Raw genomic sequence first — 15,611 nt, 5'->3', positions numbered from 1 at the left:
AGTGGAAAATGAGCATAGGAACTATTCCATCAGGCCACCTTAACGGCCACGGGATGACCCCGAAATTGCGGATCGCCGTGGTCGGAGCGGGATATTGGGGCCCGAACCTCGCCAGGAACCTTAAAGCCAGCCCGGACTGGGAACTTGTGGCAATTTGCGATCTTGACGTGGAGCGCGGACTTCGGCTGGCCGAAACAGTAGGCGGCGTCGCCGTCGTCGAGTCCTTGGACGAACTCCTGGACACCTACAACCTGGACGCCGTCGCCGTGGCGACCCCGGCGCACACGCATCACGGAGTAGTGATGACTGCATTGCGGGCCGGCATGCACGTGCTCGTCGAGAAGCCACTCGCGGATAGCCGTGCCAAGGGCCTGGAAATGGTGGAGGAAGCCAAAGCCCGCGGCCTCGTCCTCATGGCAGACCATACCTATTGCTTCACTCCCGCGGTTTTGAAGATCCAGGAACTCGTATCAAGTGGGGCATTGGGCGACATCCTGTACGTCGACTCCGTGCGCATCAACCTCGGACTTGTCCAACCGGACGTCAATGTGTTCTGGGATCTTGCACCCCACGATCTCTCGATCCTGGACTTCGTCCTGCCGGGAGGCCTGCACCCCACCGAGATCTCTGCCCACGGCGCGGATCCGCTGGGTACGGGCCGCGACTGTGTAGGCCACCTGACCTTCGGCCTGCCAAACGACGCCATGGTGCATATCCACGTGAACTGGCTCAGTCCCACCAAAATCCGCCAGATGATCATTGGCGGCTCAAAGAGGACGTTGGTCTGGGACGACCTGAACCCGCAACAGCGGCTCAGCGTCTACGATCGCGGCGTCAGCCTGGAACAACAGCCGCGGTCCGCGGCGGACAAAAAGAACTCTGCCATCTCGTATCGACTGGGCGACACGTGGTCACCGGCGTTGCAGGAACGCGAACCATTGGGCCAGGTCGTCGCCGAGCTGGCCGGCTCCATCAGGAACCACACCATACCGCGCACCAGCGGCGAATCCGGGCTCAGGGTCCTCTCTGTATTGGAAGCCGTCACCCAAAGCCTTGGAACAGACGGCCAGTCAACCATCGTTGCCGGCAACGAGGTCGCCCTCCAGGTCGCACAGTGAACAAGCTGCTCGGCGCCAACGTCCTGGTCACCGGAGGCGCCGGAACCATCGGATCCACCTTGGTAGACCAACTGCTCGACGCCGGTGCGGCGCACGTGGACGTCCTGGACAACCTCGTCAGGGGGCGCCGGGCAAACCTCAACGATGCCTTGGCCACCGGACTCGTGCAGTTGGTGGAAGGTGACCTGAGGGACCGGGACCTGGTCCACGACCTCACCAGGGGCAAAGACCTGGTTTTCCATCAGGCTGCGATCCGTATCACCCAATGCGCCGAGGAGCCACGTTTGGCGCTTGAAGTCCTGGTGGATGGAACCTTCAACGTGTTCGAAGCCGCCGTTGGGCACAAGGTGGACAAGGTCATCGCGGCCTCGAGTGCCTCCGTCTACGGAATGGCAGAGGAATTCCCCACCACCGAGAGACACCACCACCACAACAACGACACCTTTTATGGGGCCGCGAAATCCTTCAACGAAGGAATGGCGAGGAGCTTCCGAGCCATGTCCGGCCTGGATTACGTCCTCCTGAGGTACTTCAATGTGTACGGACCCCGCATGGACGTGCACGGACTCTATACAGAGGTACTTGTCCGTTGGATGGAGCGGATAGTCGACGGCCTTCCGCCCCTGATCTTCGGCAACGGCCACCAGACAATGGACTTCATCCACACCGCCGACGTCGCAAGGGCCAACATCCTCGCAGCCGCCAGCCACGTCCGGGAGGGCGTCTACAACGTAGCCAGCGGCACGGAAACCAGCTTGGCAGAACTCGCACAAACACTGCTGCGGGTCATGCAGTCCCCACTGCACCTTGACCACGGACCCGAACGGGCAGTCAACGGAGTTGCCCGCCGGCTCGCAGACGTCACCGCCGCCAAGCGGGACCTCGGTTTTGAAGCCGCCATAGAACTTGAAGACGGACTCCGCTCACTCGTCACCTGGTGGCGTCCCCTCCGCGAAGAAATCGCAGCCTCCCGGCAGCTTGCCCATCCCGAAGCACCCTCAGTGGGTGCACGATGACAACCTCCGAAACCTCCCTGGCACGAATCGACGTCATGAAACCGTGGCTAGGGGAAGAAGAAGCCCAAGCAGTCGCCGAGGTCATCGCTTCCGGCTGGGTGGCCCAAGGCCCCAAAGTCAAGCAGTTCGAGGAAGCCTTCGCCCTGGAGCAACAAGCCGCTTTCGCAGTCGCGGTCTCCAGCTGCACCTCAGCCCTGCACCTGGCACTCGCCGTCGCCGGTATCGGCCCGGGAGACGACGTCGTAGTTCCCTCCTTCTCCTTCATCGCCACCGCAAACGCCCCCAGCTATGTAGGCGCCCGGGCGGTCTTCGCCGACGTCGACGTCCTAACGGGTTGTGTCACCGCCGAAACGATCGCCGCCGCCCTGACGCCGGCCACACGGGCCGTCATAGTCGTGGACCAAGGCGGAGTACCCGTGGATCTCGATCCCATCCGGGCCCTGTGCGACCCCCTCGGGATCACCGTGGTGGAAGACGCAGCCTGCGGCATCGGTTCACGCTACCGCGGCCGGCCGGTAGGAGCCGGCGCCGAACTGGTCGCATGGTCCTTCCACCCCCGCAAAATCCTCACCACCGGCGAAGGCGGGATGCTCTCCACGCCAAGGCGGGACTTCGCAGACCGGTCCCGCCGCCTCCGCGAACACGCAATGAGCGTCTCAGCGGCGGACCGTCATGCCAGCGTCCTGGCCCCCGCCGAGGAGTACCTCGAAGTCGGCTTCAACTACCGCATGACCGACCTCCAGGCCGCCGTCGGGATCGTCCAACTCGGCCGCCTGCACCAGGCAGTACAACGCAGGCGCGAACTGACCGCCAACTACGCACAGGCCTTCGCAGGTATCGAAGGCCTCCGCCTAGTAGACGACCCAGGCTACGGAACCGGAAACTTCCAGTCCTGCTGGCTGGAAGTAGGCACGGCGTTCCCCCTGGGAAGAGACGCCCTGATGAGCCGCCTGGCAGAGGACGGAATATCGGCACGACGCGGCATCATGGCCGCACACCGGCAACCTGCCTACGCCCGGGAAGCCAAGGCCGCGGTTTCACTGGCTGCCACTGAATGGCTGACGGACCACACGCTCATCCTGCCTCTCTACCACCAGCTCGCCCTGGCTGACCAGGTCCGGGTCATCGACTCAGTACTTCGCGCGGCAGGACAGGGACAATGACCGAGCTCCTCCTCATCGCCGCCAGCGGACTCGCCCGCGAAGTCCTGGCCATGGTCCGCAACACCGGACAATACGACGTCATCGGAATCCTGGACGACGACGAAGACAAACTCGGACGCGTGGTGGACGGCGCCCACGTGCTGGGCCCCATCCGCGATGCCCTGACCTTCCCACACGCCATGCTGCTTGTCTGTATTGGATCCGGCCGGGGACGCGAAAGCGTCGTCATGCGCTTACGCACCCTGGGCCTCGCAGAGGACCGCTATGCGACAGCGATCGACTCATCAGTACATCCACCAGAAGGATGCAGAATCGGCCTGGGCAGCATCCTCCTGGCCAACGTCACCATGACAGCCTCCGTCACAGTCGGAAGCCACGTAGTAGCCATGCCCGGCGTCACGCTCACACACGACGACGTCGTCAGCGACTTCGCCACCCTGGCCGCAGGCGTATCCCTCGGCGGGAACGTCCACATCGGCCGCGCAGCCTACATCGGCATGAACGCCAGCGTCCGCGAGCGCCGCACCGTCGGCGCCGGCGCAACCATCGGCATGGGAGCGGCAGTACTAACCGATGTTCCCGACGAAGAAACATGGGCCGGCGTGCCCGCACGCGTCATCCGCCGCGGCTATTCACCCGAACTGGAGGACGCCCTGTGACCCTCCGCAGCCGTGCTGCAAACCCGCGAACGCCCACTCCAACACGGGCGTTCGTCATCAGCGTCCTGAACGCAGTCGTGACACGCCTGGGAACAATCGCAATCGGCATAGCACTCGCGCGGTTACTGGGGCCCGAACAATTCGGAACATACGCAGTGGCCTTTGTGGCGCTGATGGCTGTACTGAGCTTCAACGAACTTGGGGTCAGCCTGGCGATCGTTCGATGGCCAGGGGATCCCAAGGAAATCGCCGCGACCGTGACTACGATCTCAACGGCATGCAGCATTGTTCTCTTCGCAGGCTCCTATGTGATGGCGCCATACTTCACAGCAGCCATGGGAAACGAAGCCGCCACCGACGTCGTCAGGGCGCTCGCCTTCTGCATCGTCCTCAATGGGCTCGTGGCTACGCCTGCGGCCGTTCTGCAGCGGAACTTCCGCCAGGGCCAACGCATGATCATTGACCAGGTCAACGTTTGGCTTGGGGCAGGCGTCTCCCTGGTTCTCGTCATCATGGGCATGGGTGCCATGAGTCTTGCCGTAGGACGTGTGCTGGCCAGCCTTGTTTCCGCTGTCCTTTTCCTGATCTACTCTCCGTTGCCCTATCGCTTTGGGTTCTCCAGGAAGCTGGCGAAACAGCTGCTGGGGTTCGGTTTGCCCTTGGCGGGTGCGAGCATGGTGGTCTTTGGTGTGGGTTACGTTGACCAACTGGTTGCTGGAAAGATGCTCGGTCCGGTGGTGTTGGGGTTTTATGTGATGGCCACGAATATGGCAGGTTGGCCAGCCAGCTTGTTGTCGCAGCCTCTGCGCAGCGTGGCACCTGCGACATTTGCCAGGCTGCAGGATGCTCCCGCGGAGATGCGTGCCGCCATGCTGTCAATTGTTGCCGTGGTTGCATCAGCCATGCTGCCGGTTTCGGCCGTCCTGACTGCCTGCGCTGTTCCGGTCGTGACGCTGTTGTATGGGGAGGCGTGGGCGCCGGCTGCCGTGGCCCTGGCCTGGCTGGCACCGGTTGCCGTCTTCAGGGTTTTCCACGAACTCGTTTATGACTACCTGGTGGTGATAAAGCAGTCGGTTCCCATTCTGAGGGTCCAGCTCTTGTCCCTCCTGGCCTTGATTCCGGCTCTTGTTTTGGGCGCACAACTGGGCGGCCTCCAAGGCTTGGCGGCAGTTCCGCTATTCATTGCAGTGGCGGTAACTTCGCCGCTCTATTTAGGCGCACTCTCCCGGGCAGGCGTTCCCTTAAGGAGCCTTGCGGTCAGCGTCAGCGCGTCCACCGGTATCTCGGTAGCTGCCGGAGTGGCCTGTTTCGTGCTGTCCTCTTCGATTCCTTCGCCCTTCGTGGCAGTGGGTGCGAGCCTGCTGGTTGGTCTGCTGGCCATTACGGTCTCGGTGTTCCTCCGACTGGGAGACATTCAGCAGTTGCGTCGAATGGGTTGGGAAAAAGAGGTTGTCCGGTGAAGATTCTTATCTATCCGCATGACCTTCGAATTGGTGGCAGCCAGGTCAACGCCATTGAGCTGGGAGCCGCTGTCCGGGACCTGGGCCATAGCGTGGTTATTTTTGGGCAGCCCGGAACCCTTACCCGCAAGGTGCGGGAGCTTGATCTGGAGTTCATTCAGGCACCGGCTCCCCGGAAGCGGCCGTCCCCATCAGTGTGCGCGGCGTTGGGCAAGCTCGCCCGGGGACGCATGCTTGACGTACTCCATGGTTATGAATGGCCACCGGCCCTTGAGTGCTTGATTGCTTCAAGATTGGTACCCGGCTGCAGCAGCATGGCGACTGTCATGTCGATGGCAGTCGCTCCGTTTATCCCCAGGACGATGCCCCTTCTTGTAGGAACTGAACAGATTCTTAAGGCCGAGTCGGATTTTGGTCGCGAGCGCGTGGGGCTTCTGGAGCCCCCCGTAGATGTCGTCGCGAACAGTCTGACGGCCGTTGCAGGGCAGGACAAGTTCCGGGAACGGTTTGGACTGATCGACCAGGCCCACGTAGTTGTTTGCGTTTCACGGCTTGCCCGGGAGTTGAAGCTTGAGGGCATCTTGTCCGCTATGGACGCCGTCGCTGAATTGGCACGGCTGAGAGACGTCCGACTGGTGATCGTTGGCGACGGTCCGGGCATGAGCGACGCGATGGCCAAGGCTTCCGTTATCAATGATGGGCTGGGACGACGCGTGGTCCTGCTAACGGGGGAACTTGAGGACCCCAGGCCAGCGTACGCGGCTGCCGATGTTGTCCTGGGAATGGGCGGCTCGGCCTTGCGGGGTCTTTCCTTTGGGAAGCCGCTGGTGGTTCAAGGGGAGCGGGGCTTCTGGGAATTGTTGACCCCCGAAACCCTTGACCGTTTCCTCTGGCAGGGATGGTACGGCGTAGGCCGCGGTACGGAGGCGGGGCGCGAAAACTTGATGTCCGTCCTTGGATTCCTGCTGGACAACGAGCAGGAACGAGCCCGGCTGGGCTCCTTTGGACGCGAAATTGTTCAGGAGAGGTTTTCGCTCACCAACGCAGCCCGGGTACAGGTGCAGTTCTACCGGCGTTCAATGGAACAAAGCACAGGAACTTTCTCTTCCTTGAGGGCCGAGGCGGCAGCTGGTGCCCAATATGCCGCCTACGTGGGGCGTCGGCGCTTTCAGCGCTATTTCGGACACAACGCAACTGATGACTTCAATGCCAAACCGGTAGCCTCGATGCCTTCGTTGGCCGTGCGCGGACGGGACATCTGATGGAAACGATCGTCTACATGTCCGGGACCCGCTGGGACAGCCTTTCGGGTACGGACAAGATGCTGGCCACCTCGTTGGCCAGGACACACCACATCCTGTGGGTTGATCACCCGGTTCCGCTGACCAGCTACCAGGATGTCCGACGCCACCTCATCCGGAGCCTTCGTGGTGTTGGCGAAGATGTGGGCACGAATATCAGCCGCCTCCGGATTCCGGCGTTGCCCGGCGTGAGCAAACCAATGGTGCGTCGCTCTACGGATGTTCTTGTTCGCCGATGTGTGAATGCAGCCCTGGATCGGGCTGCCGGGTGTGTTGCCGGCATCGTCAATTCATCACCGATCATGTTGTTTCCGTCCCGCCGGCCGGAAGGGACACGGCTCCTGCACGTGACCGATGACTGGTTGGCGGGGACGAACCTCATGGGCTTCACTTCGTCCCATTTGATCCGCGTGCTGGAAGAGAACATACGATGTGCCGACGCTCTTAGCGCCGTCTCTGAGGAACTGGCAGCCAAGATCTCCAGATTTTCCGGCCGGCCGGTCGAAGTCTTGCCCAATGGCTGCACTCCCGCGAGCACTCCACCAGGTGCGAGCCGCAGTCCCGTCGTGGCCCTGGTTGGTCAGCTCAACAACCGGTTGGATCTGGACGCCCTGGAAGCCGTGGCTGCAACGGAAGTCGCGCTGCTCATCATTGGGCCCCGGGCGGAGGGCGATCCAGTTGTCCGCTCCAGGTTGGATGCCCTGTTGTCCAGGCCAAACGTGGATTGGAGGGGACTGGTGGGCCAGGACGACGTTGCCCGGTTGCTGCAAACCGCGTCAGTCGGTATCACTCCTTATGCAGACACAGAGTTCAACCGATCAAGCTTTCCTTTGAAGACCCTTGAATACCTTGCTGCAGGGCTTCGGGTAGTAGCCACGGACCTGCCGTCCACCCGATGGATCGACTCGCCCGCCATTGCGGCAGCCAGGACACCGACCGAATTCTCGCAACTCGTTCTCAAGGCCCTGCGTGAGCCGATGACACAGGAACTCCGCAAAGATATGGACGCAACCGCCAGATCACATAGCTGGGACTCACGGGCCGCTAAAATCCGGGGACTCCTGGCCACGGGAAAGCAGGTCCGGAATGGCCATGCGGGGCAGCCACTACAACTGTCAGGTCCTGCCACGCAAGGGCTGCAGCATGACGGGCAGCCAACGGTAGACCACGCGCTCCTGACCAGGTTCAACCTTCCGTCGAAGGGCTTCGAGAGCCTTGTCAGGGCCAAAGACGGGTGGCTTCACAACCGCGTTGAACTCTTCGAGAGATATTGTCTTCCCTCGGTTCGTGCCCAAACACGCAAAGGTTTTCATTGGATTGTCTACTTCGATCCCGAGTCTCCTGAGTGGTTGTTGGAGAGGATTCAGGACCTGAGCGCCGACGGTCTGTTCACGCCGATTTTCCGGGCGGAAGTTTCTGCCGACGAGCTCCTCTCGGACATCCAGGAAGTCACGGGGCGGCGGACCCAAAATCTGCTGACCACCAACGTGGATAACGACGACGGTCTGGCAGCTGACTTTGTGGCCCAGGTACAGGACGTCCAGTGCTCGCAGCTGCCTTCGGCTATTTATCTCTCCGCCGGCCTGGTCAAAGGCGGTGCCTCGGTCTACTTGAGGCACGATGACCGGAACGCGTTTTGCTCGGTGCGGTCCACGTGGAGTGCTCCGGTGACATGCTGGTCGGCCTGGCATAACCAGCTGGGCGAAATCATGGCCACCGAGGAGGTCGGTGGGCCGCCGGCTTGGCTGCAGGTTGTGCACGGGGCAAATGTCAGTAACAGAATCCGCGGACGACTTGTGGCGGCTGATCCATTCGCAGACAGGTTCCCCGGGTTGCTCGACGACGTGGCGGCCGTCCAAACGCTGGCGTTGGTGCGCGACGCCTTGGTTGAGGGGCCAGTGCGCCTGCTCCGCGATGGCTTTCGCAGCGCCATCAAAACGGCAACGATCAGGCTCCTCGGCAGAAGTGGAATCGACAGGGTGAAAGTTTTTCTGGGACAGAACAGGCGGGAGATCGGATCATGAAAATTCGAACGATTCTAAGGAGCCTCGGACGAAGGTGGTACTTCCTCGTCCTCGGCCTGATCATGACGCTTGTGTTGTGCTTTCAGGTCCAACAGAACACTCCCGAGAAATTCAAAGCGCAAGCAAGCCTCGTGTTGATGCCATCCGCACACAGTGTTGGCGCAGACGGTAATCCGTACCTGAACCTGGGCGGGATGGGTGAGGCGCTGGACATCCTCACGCGCCGGCTCTCGGCTGAGGACATCCGCCACAAGATCGCGGAGGACTTTTCAAACGCAACATATACGGCTGAAACGGATCGAGGCACCAGCGGAGCCATCCTCCTCGTCACAGCCACGGCACCGAACCCGGAAGAATCCTTGGGCACCATGCGGGCCGTCATGGACCAAGCCCCGCTGTTGCTGGAAAACATGCAGGGCGCTTTGAACGTTCCGGAGGAGTCGCGGATCTCAACCATGACCCTTCTGGTCGACACCCGGGCCACACCGGAATCAAAGGCAAGGACCCAGATCCTCCTCGTGGCAGCAGCCGGGGGAGTAGGGCTGACCTTGGTGCTTACCGTCCTGTTGGACAGCCTGCTGAAATCACGCAAGGCCCGTCGCCACAGGGAAAAGGATTCCCGGATCCCGGAGGAGACCAAGCATAGTGTGCCGGCTACAGCGCCAGCACTCGAACCAGCGCACGACGACGTCCCGGTCACCTTGCCAGTCTCACACAGGCCCTCGTAGCCATGACGCCCAAGACACTGCTCCAGGTCCTGCGAAGGAGGTGGTACGCCGCCGTCGCTGTTCTACTGATTGGCTTCGCAGGGCTGGGGGCGATCCGGTCCCTGGATCCTGTCTATTGGACGCAGGCAGAGGTCTCGTTCGTTGCACCCACGGGCGAACCTGCCTACTGGGTTCCAGGAGGCGATGTGGCGGCGCTCGTGCCTTTTGCCGCTTTGGTGGAGAAACGCGTCAACGACGACTCCGGTTCAGTGAATTTGGTCCTGTCCCGGGGGACCCTCTACGGAGCAGGTGTGAAGCAAGGATATTCCGTAACGTTGCCCAATACCGGAGGCCAGTGGACCAAGAGCTTTTCCAGGCCGGTGCTGGCGGTTCAGGTGGTGGACTCGAGCGCGGAGCGGGTGAACGAAGTACTGTCCGTGGTCATTAAGAGGATCCAGGAGGAATCCACGTCGCTGCAGAAGGAAACCGACGTTCACGGCGCAGTGATAACCACGGTGACCACGCCGTCAAGTCCGGAGATCATCTTCGGCGGAGGTACGCCCACGGACCGCCTCAAGGGTGCCAGCGCCTGGCTCGCCCTCGCTTGCGCGGCCGCCATGGCCGCGGCCGCCACTGTTGAACGCCAGATTGCCCGGCGCCATGGGGTACGTCGAGGGGCAGGTCAGTAGATATGCGGAACACACCAGATAGTTGGGACCCGCGTGAAGTAAGCGTGGCCCGGATGGGGACGCAGCGCGAGCGCTCGGATGTCGCCACATTCGTCACCATATATCTGGTGGTCACGTGCGCCGTTCCTTCCAACCTGACGATATCGGCCTTGGGAACCGTAGGACGGTTGACTACCTTGTGGGCCCTTTTGGCACTCGTATGGTGGGTGCTCTACCAGGTGCACAGGACCAGGCCGGAGGCTGTGGGGCGCCGCCCCGTCCGTCTCGCCCTGGCCCTCTTTTTAGCTATTGCGGTAGCCAGTTACGCGGTGGCGATGCTCCACGGCCTGCCCGAAAAGGAATCCAGTCCTGCAGATGGTGGACTCATTCGTTTGCTTGCCTGGGCCGGGATTCTCCTCCTGATCCACGATGGCCTCAAGGATCGACGTGGACTGGTTACCATCATGCGAAGTGTCGTCATGATGGGAACATTCACCGCAGTCCTTGGACTTCTCCAGTTTGCTACCGGAGCGTCCCTCATCGACTGGATCACCATCCCGGGTATGTCATCGAGTCCGGACTTCTCCAACATTGACGTCAGGGGCGGATTTGTCCGGGCCGCCGCCATGGCGTCCCACCCGCTTGAGTACGGAGTTGTACTTTCGACCTCATTTCCCATCGCTTTGACCTTGGCACTGACACAGACCACCAGGAACTGGCTGCTGCGGTGGCTACCGGTCATCGCTATCGCCGTTGCTTCCGTGTTGTCCGTCTCCCGTTCCGCATTGATCGCGGTCGCCATCGCCTTCGTTATCCTCATCCCTGCATGGTCCAAGTCCATGCGGCGTCGGGCCTATCTGGCATCAATATGCCTCGTGGGGGCCATCTATGTCGTCACTCCTGGACTGCTTGGCACGCTTCGAGGACTGTTCACGGTCGGGGGCGACGACACAAGCATTACGTCCAGGACCAATGGGTACTCCACGGCCTTGGGCATGTTGGAAAACAATCCCCTTATTGGGCGGGCGTTCGGAACGTTCCTGCCCGAGTACATCATCGTCGACAACCAGTATTTGGGACTGCTTGTGGAACTGGGAGTTCTTGGACTGGCCATGTTCCTGGCCCTCATCGTCAGTGGGCTAACGTGCGCTTGGCGCGCGCGGCACCTGGCAGTGGACAACGACATGCGTCAACTGAGCCAGGCAGTCCTTGCGTCACTGGCAGCCGTAGCTGTCACTTTTGCTTTCTTCGACGGGCTCTCTTTTCCCATGGCTGCCGCGATGTTGTTCCTCATGCTTGGACTCGCAGGAGCCTTGTGGCGCATCGTGCAGGACGAACGGGGTGGCCTGCTTGCGGGAAGGCTGCATGCGCTGCCCGCCGGAAAGACTGCTGTATTTGGATTACTGCGCCTGCATCGAGACGGAGTTGATGATGGTTCGAACAGATGAGGTCTTCCACGGAGATGCGCCGAGAATCCTCCTCGTTAAGACCAGGGGACGCTCGACCGTGGAGCGGGCTGAACGGCAGCGTCTGGAGTCCTCCGGCGCAGAGCCGCGCAGTCTCCTGTTTGAAAAAACCCTGAACTGCGACGTCCTCGATGAAAACACCATTCAACACACAGCGGGCCTCCGGGCACACATCTACAAGCGCCTACCGGCCTTTGCCGCCCAAGCCTTCGAAGCCGCACGGCTCAGCAGCTCCTACGATGTCATTATTACGTGGTCTGAACGACATTCAGTTGCCATTGCGGCACTGTTCGCCATCCTCCGGATCAGGACTCCGCATTTAGCCATGATGTTCTGGCTTTCAAAACCCGCAGTTCGATGGCCTCTCAGGCTTTTCCGGACCGGTATAGACAGAATCGTGACATGGAGCTCCATCCAGCAGACCGTGGCGGTTGAAAAGATCGGGTTTAAGCCCGATGACGTAGTCCTCGTTCGCCATCCCGTGGACTTGGAATTCTTCAAACCAGTCGATTCCGAGCGTGGGATCATCTTCTCGGCGGGCTCCACCCAACGGGACTTTCCAACCTTCGCAGACGCAGTCCGGGGATTGGACGTGCCCGTTCATATAGCCGCATCCCTGGTGGTTGCCCTTGACGGATACAAAATCATCACCCGGGACGTTCGTGATGAACCGGGCTGGCCGGAGAACTGCCAGGTCCGGCCACTCACGTCCGTTGAACTGCGGGACGCGTATGCCGCCGCCAAGGTGGTGGTTGTTCCGCTGTTACCCACCGACATTGACGCAGGCGTGAACGTCATCCTGGAGGGCATGGCCATGGGAAGACCTGTCATTGTCTCTGAAACCCAAGGCCAGGTGGACGTTATCCGTGACGGCGACACCGGAGTATTCGTGCCAGCAAAAGATTCCCAGGCCCTCAGGAGCCGCATAGAGTCTTTCCTGGCCGACCCGGACGCTGCGGAGGAAATGGGGCGTCGTGGTCGCGCCTACGTGGAGCAAAATCACCGTTTGGAAGACTTCATAGATCATGTCAGAAGCAATGTGCTCGAGTTGTCGGCACGGCCAAGCAGAAGAAGCTTTTGGTCCCGGAGGAGCGGCGTACCGCTAGGGTCCGCCCAGCACTAGCTGGCTATAGCTTTGTCAACGCCCCGGATGCAAGACAATCCCACCCGCCTGGACCCCGCCCACAGGGGTTCTACTGCCTGCTGCTCTCATCGCGTTCCCAGGAGGCGCCAGCTCTCCCCGTAAAGAATGCTCCACACCGGCCAATAACAGCGAAAGCTGCATATACGAGTGCATCGAAGGCACTGACCGGCCCGCGTACTGAAACGGCCAGCTCCTGCAAAGTCCGCGCCGTCGAGGAGGCTGCGCCGGATGACATCGACAGAGGGCCCCGTGAGGGTGTTTGTTGGTGGTTACCGCGGTAGGTACGCCGAAGAATCGCAAGCAATGCCCTCGATGAGCGGGGCGTCCTCACGACAACCGGGTCTGTCGCCAGAACCGCCTTTTCGCCGGGCTGGAACAAGCAGTCCACGTAGTAGTCGTCGCCGGTCAGAGCTGGAAATTCTCCGAGCCGTTCATGTCCTTTCGCGTTCATTGCGTAGACTCCGGCCCCCCACAGTCCCTGCGCGTTTCCAGGAATCCGGTTCCGGGCCCTGTAATAAGCCCTGACCAATGCGGAGGCTCCGCTCGTGTCGTAGCGGAAGGCCGGCCGGGCAGCCAGAAGGGGGCCGGCCTCAAGGGCCTTGAAAACGGCGTGCAGGGCCTCGGAGTTGAGCTCCACATCGGCATCCAGGTACAGGCGCGGCCACAGTTCCGTAGCACCGTCCGCGGCGTTCAGTGCTGCTGTCTTGGACGCTTCGTTAACGTGCAGGACCTTAATGCCCCGATATTGCGAGGCAATGGATTCCGTCTCATCGGTGCAGCCATTGCACGCCACGATGACGTCTACAGTTCCGGCACTTATGACTTCCTTCAAAGAATCCAGTGTCCGGCCAATCACTTTCCCCTCATTGTGCGCCGGGATGATGACGGCGCCGGTTGGAAGGCCCTTCGAAAAATCAGGGAATCGGGTGGCATGAGGCAACGTCTGCCATAGCCGTTTCCTCAAAAGGGCCCGCGCTGCTTCCCGGTGGCCAGGTTTGTTTATGCGTGCCATCTCAGCGGCGCAAACAGCGGCCCGGAAGAGCGCCGCCCTGCTCCGCCCGAGATGTTTGGCTGCATAGCGAACACGATTCACGGACAGAAGCGCCGTCAGCTGTGGCGACGTACCCGAACCGCCGCCTTCATGAAACATCCTTGCTGTCGGCTCGAACCAGATCGATTTCCCTGCTTCACGGATTCGGTGGCAATAATCTGTCTCTTCCGAGTACAGGAAGAATTGCTCGTCCCATTCACCAACGGCCTGGGCTGCGTCATCGCTTATCAGCAGAGCCGCGCCTGTGGCCCATTCGATGCGGTGAGCGTATTGGTAGCCCTCCACGTCGAAGTCCATTTCCGAGAGCCAGGCCGGCCGACGGCGCAGATGGCTGCCCAGTGCGGCATCGCCCAGGGCCCGCATCACGCTCGGCTCCCGGCGCAACGAGGGGTAAACACTGCCATCGCTTTCCAGCAGGACCGGCACAACCGCCCCAGCGTGGGACTGCCTCATTCTTTTGCGCAATGCTGCTACTGCGCCCGGCTCCACCCGCAGATCCGGATTCAAGATGAGGTAGGCGTCGGCGGGGCCCGCCACGCGCATCGCCGCGTTGATGCCACCGGCGTAGCCGAGATTTCCGCCCGTCCGCAAAGAGATGACATCCGAATGCTTCGTCAGCTCTGTCATGGTGCGGTCATCAGGAGAATTGTCGGCCACCACTACTTTCATGGTTTGCTCGCCCGTCATGGCCCTCAGGCTCGACACCAGGGGCCCGACGTCGTCGGCGTTGTTATAGGTAACAACTATGGCGGCCACCTCCGCCCTCGCCTCAGCCGGGAGGAAGGGCTGCGGGGCTTGGACGCTGATCGGGGCAGGGGAGATTATCGGATCCTCCGGCTTCCGGCCCACGGGCAGTGCGGTGGGAGGGACGTCCACAGCGCTGACCTGACGCAATTTCAGGTAGGCCTCGGGTCCATCTATCAGGTACCGGCGGGCAAGCCTGCGCGGCTCCAGCATGAGTCGCCAAGCCCACTCAAACCCGTGGGAACTGATCCAGGATGGGGCGCGCCGGATTCGACCAGCCAGGAAATCGACAACAGCACCGAACGCCAGCAGAATCTTGGCTCCCGTGAGGCGACCATACTTGCTGACCCACAATTCCTGGCGAGGCTTGCCCATGCCCACCACCAGGATGTCCGGAGCCGTGTCCGCTATCTGCGCGGCGAGTTCCAACGAAGCCTGCTCATCGCTGATCACGGACCTGTCCGGGGCCCACCAGCCTGCGATCGCCAAATCCGGACGCTCCGCTGCGAACCTGCTGCGGATAAGCCCCTGGGCCTGCTCCGTGCCACCGAGGAATCCCACGCTCAGGCCGCGGCGTTCGGCTTCGTCCAGCAAGGGCTCCACAAGATCGCTTCCTGCCAGCCGCGGCCACGGCTGATCCGTGAGACGACGGGCTTCGGCAACCAGCGGGGCTCCATCCAACAGCGTCAACCACTCCACGGACGCGTGCTCAGCCATGGCGCCCATCCACCGGCTTCCGGCCCCAAAGTGCAGGATATGGTCCAGGTTCGCAGAACAAACGCCAAGAGGTGACGCGCCAACCGACGTTGCCCGGTCCATAATTTCACGCAGAGCGCCATCAAACTCCAAGAGCTTGACAGGAACTCCGCCCAGGCTCACCCACAGGCCCTGCCCGGCTGGGGAAACGGTTGGTGGTCGGGTACCGTGCCCTCTGGCTTCCCCCGGCCGGAGTCGCATGGAACTGTGGCGGGTGGCGACCCGGGAGGGCGCAGTCTCTTGGTGCAGCATTCTCGGCTCCAGGCTCGATGATCCAACTCACGGCACAAAAATGTGCCGGCGATCCAAGTCGCTGCACTTCCCGGATCGCCGA

General features: G+C 61.6%; 12 protein-coding genes. 11 read left to right on the top strand and 1 reads right to left on the bottom strand.

The window, feature by feature from the left end:
* Positions 1-8: 8 nt before the first annotated feature.
* The 11 genes from J2Y41_RS03220 to J2Y41_RS03170 all read left to right on the top strand — a co-directional run bounded on the left by J2Y41_RS03220 (position 9) and on the right by J2Y41_RS03170 (position 12,705).
* On the top strand, positions 9-1,118 hold the full coding sequence (locus tag J2Y41_RS03220; RefSeq protein WP_224090338.1) for a Gfo/Idh/MocA family protein: 1,110 nt from the start codon (positions 9-11) through the stop codon (positions 1,116-1,118).
* Entirely contained in the window at positions 1,115-2,134 is a 1,020-nt protein-coding gene (locus J2Y41_RS03215; RefSeq protein WP_224090340.1) for an NAD-dependent epimerase/dehydratase family protein, read from the top strand. Before J2Y41_RS03220 ends, J2Y41_RS03215 begins: the two co-directional genes overlap by 4 nt.
* A complete protein-coding gene (locus tag J2Y41_RS03210; RefSeq protein ID WP_224090342.1) occupies positions 2,131-3,297 on the top strand; it encodes a DegT/DnrJ/EryC1/StrS aminotransferase family protein in 1,167 nt (388 codons plus the stop codon). The genes J2Y41_RS03215 and J2Y41_RS03210 overlap by 4 nt, the downstream gene beginning before the upstream one ends.
* Entirely contained in the window at positions 3,294-3,956 is a 663-nt protein-coding gene (locus J2Y41_RS03205) for an acetyltransferase (RefSeq protein ID WP_224090344.1), read from the top strand. Before J2Y41_RS03210 ends, J2Y41_RS03205 begins: the two co-directional genes overlap by 4 nt.
* Positions 3,953-5,416, top strand: coding sequence for an oligosaccharide flippase family protein (locus tag J2Y41_RS03200; RefSeq protein ID WP_224090353.1), 1,464 nt, complete (start codon positions 3,953-3,955; stop codon positions 5,414-5,416). The genes J2Y41_RS03205 and J2Y41_RS03200 overlap by 4 nt, the downstream gene beginning before the upstream one ends.
* Entirely contained in the window at positions 5,413-6,678 is a 1,266-nt protein-coding gene (locus J2Y41_RS03195) for a glycosyltransferase family 4 protein (protein WP_309926076.1), read from the top strand. The genes J2Y41_RS03200 and J2Y41_RS03195 overlap by 4 nt, the downstream gene beginning before the upstream one ends.
* Positions 6,678-8,741: a glycosyltransferase gene (locus J2Y41_RS03190; RefSeq protein WP_224090360.1), complete on the top strand. Its 2,064-nt coding sequence runs from the start codon at positions 6,678-6,680 to the stop codon at positions 8,739-8,741. The genes J2Y41_RS03195 and J2Y41_RS03190 overlap by 1 nt, the downstream gene beginning before the upstream one ends.
* 137 nt (positions 8,742-8,878) lie before the next feature.
* The gene (locus J2Y41_RS03185; RefSeq protein ID WP_224090361.1) at positions 8,879-9,469 is read left to right on the top strand and encodes a hypothetical protein; all 591 of its coding nucleotides are present in this window, start codon (positions 8,879-8,881) and stop codon (positions 9,467-9,469) included.
* A gap of 2 nt (positions 9,470-9,471) precedes the next feature.
* Positions 9,472-10,137 carry a hypothetical protein gene (locus J2Y41_RS03180; RefSeq protein ID WP_224090362.1) on the top strand — a complete coding sequence of 222 codons (666 nt, stop codon included), beginning with the start codon at positions 9,472-9,474 and terminating at the stop codon, positions 10,135-10,137.
* A 53-nt stretch (positions 10,138-10,190) separates the two neighbouring features.
* Positions 10,191-11,564 carry an O-antigen ligase gene (locus tag J2Y41_RS03175; RefSeq protein WP_309926072.1) on the top strand — a complete coding sequence of 458 codons (1,374 nt, stop codon included), beginning with the start codon at positions 10,191-10,193 and terminating at the stop codon, positions 11,562-11,564.
* Entirely contained in the window at positions 11,545-12,705 is a 1,161-nt protein-coding gene (locus J2Y41_RS03170; RefSeq protein WP_224090366.1) for a glycosyltransferase family 4 protein, read from the top strand. Before J2Y41_RS03175 ends, J2Y41_RS03170 begins: the two co-directional genes overlap by 20 nt.
* A 70-nt stretch (positions 12,706-12,775) precedes the next feature.
* Here the strand turns inward: J2Y41_RS03170 and J2Y41_RS03165 are convergent, their stop codons facing one another.
* Complete coding sequence (locus J2Y41_RS03165; protein ID WP_309926069.1) at positions 12,776-15,238, bottom strand: WecB/TagA/CpsF family glycosyltransferase; 2,463 nt, start codon at positions 15,236-15,238, stop codon at positions 12,776-12,778.
* Between the last annotated feature and the right edge of the window lie 373 nt (positions 15,239-15,611).

The organism is Arthrobacter sp. 1088 (assembly GCF_031455315.1).
In the GTDB taxonomy this organism is placed as follows: domain Bacteria; phylum Actinomycetota; class Actinomycetes; order Actinomycetales; family Micrococcaceae; genus Arthrobacter.
Note: the sequence above shows the minus strand (reverse complement) of the source record. Positions and strands in the feature narration are given on the sequence as shown.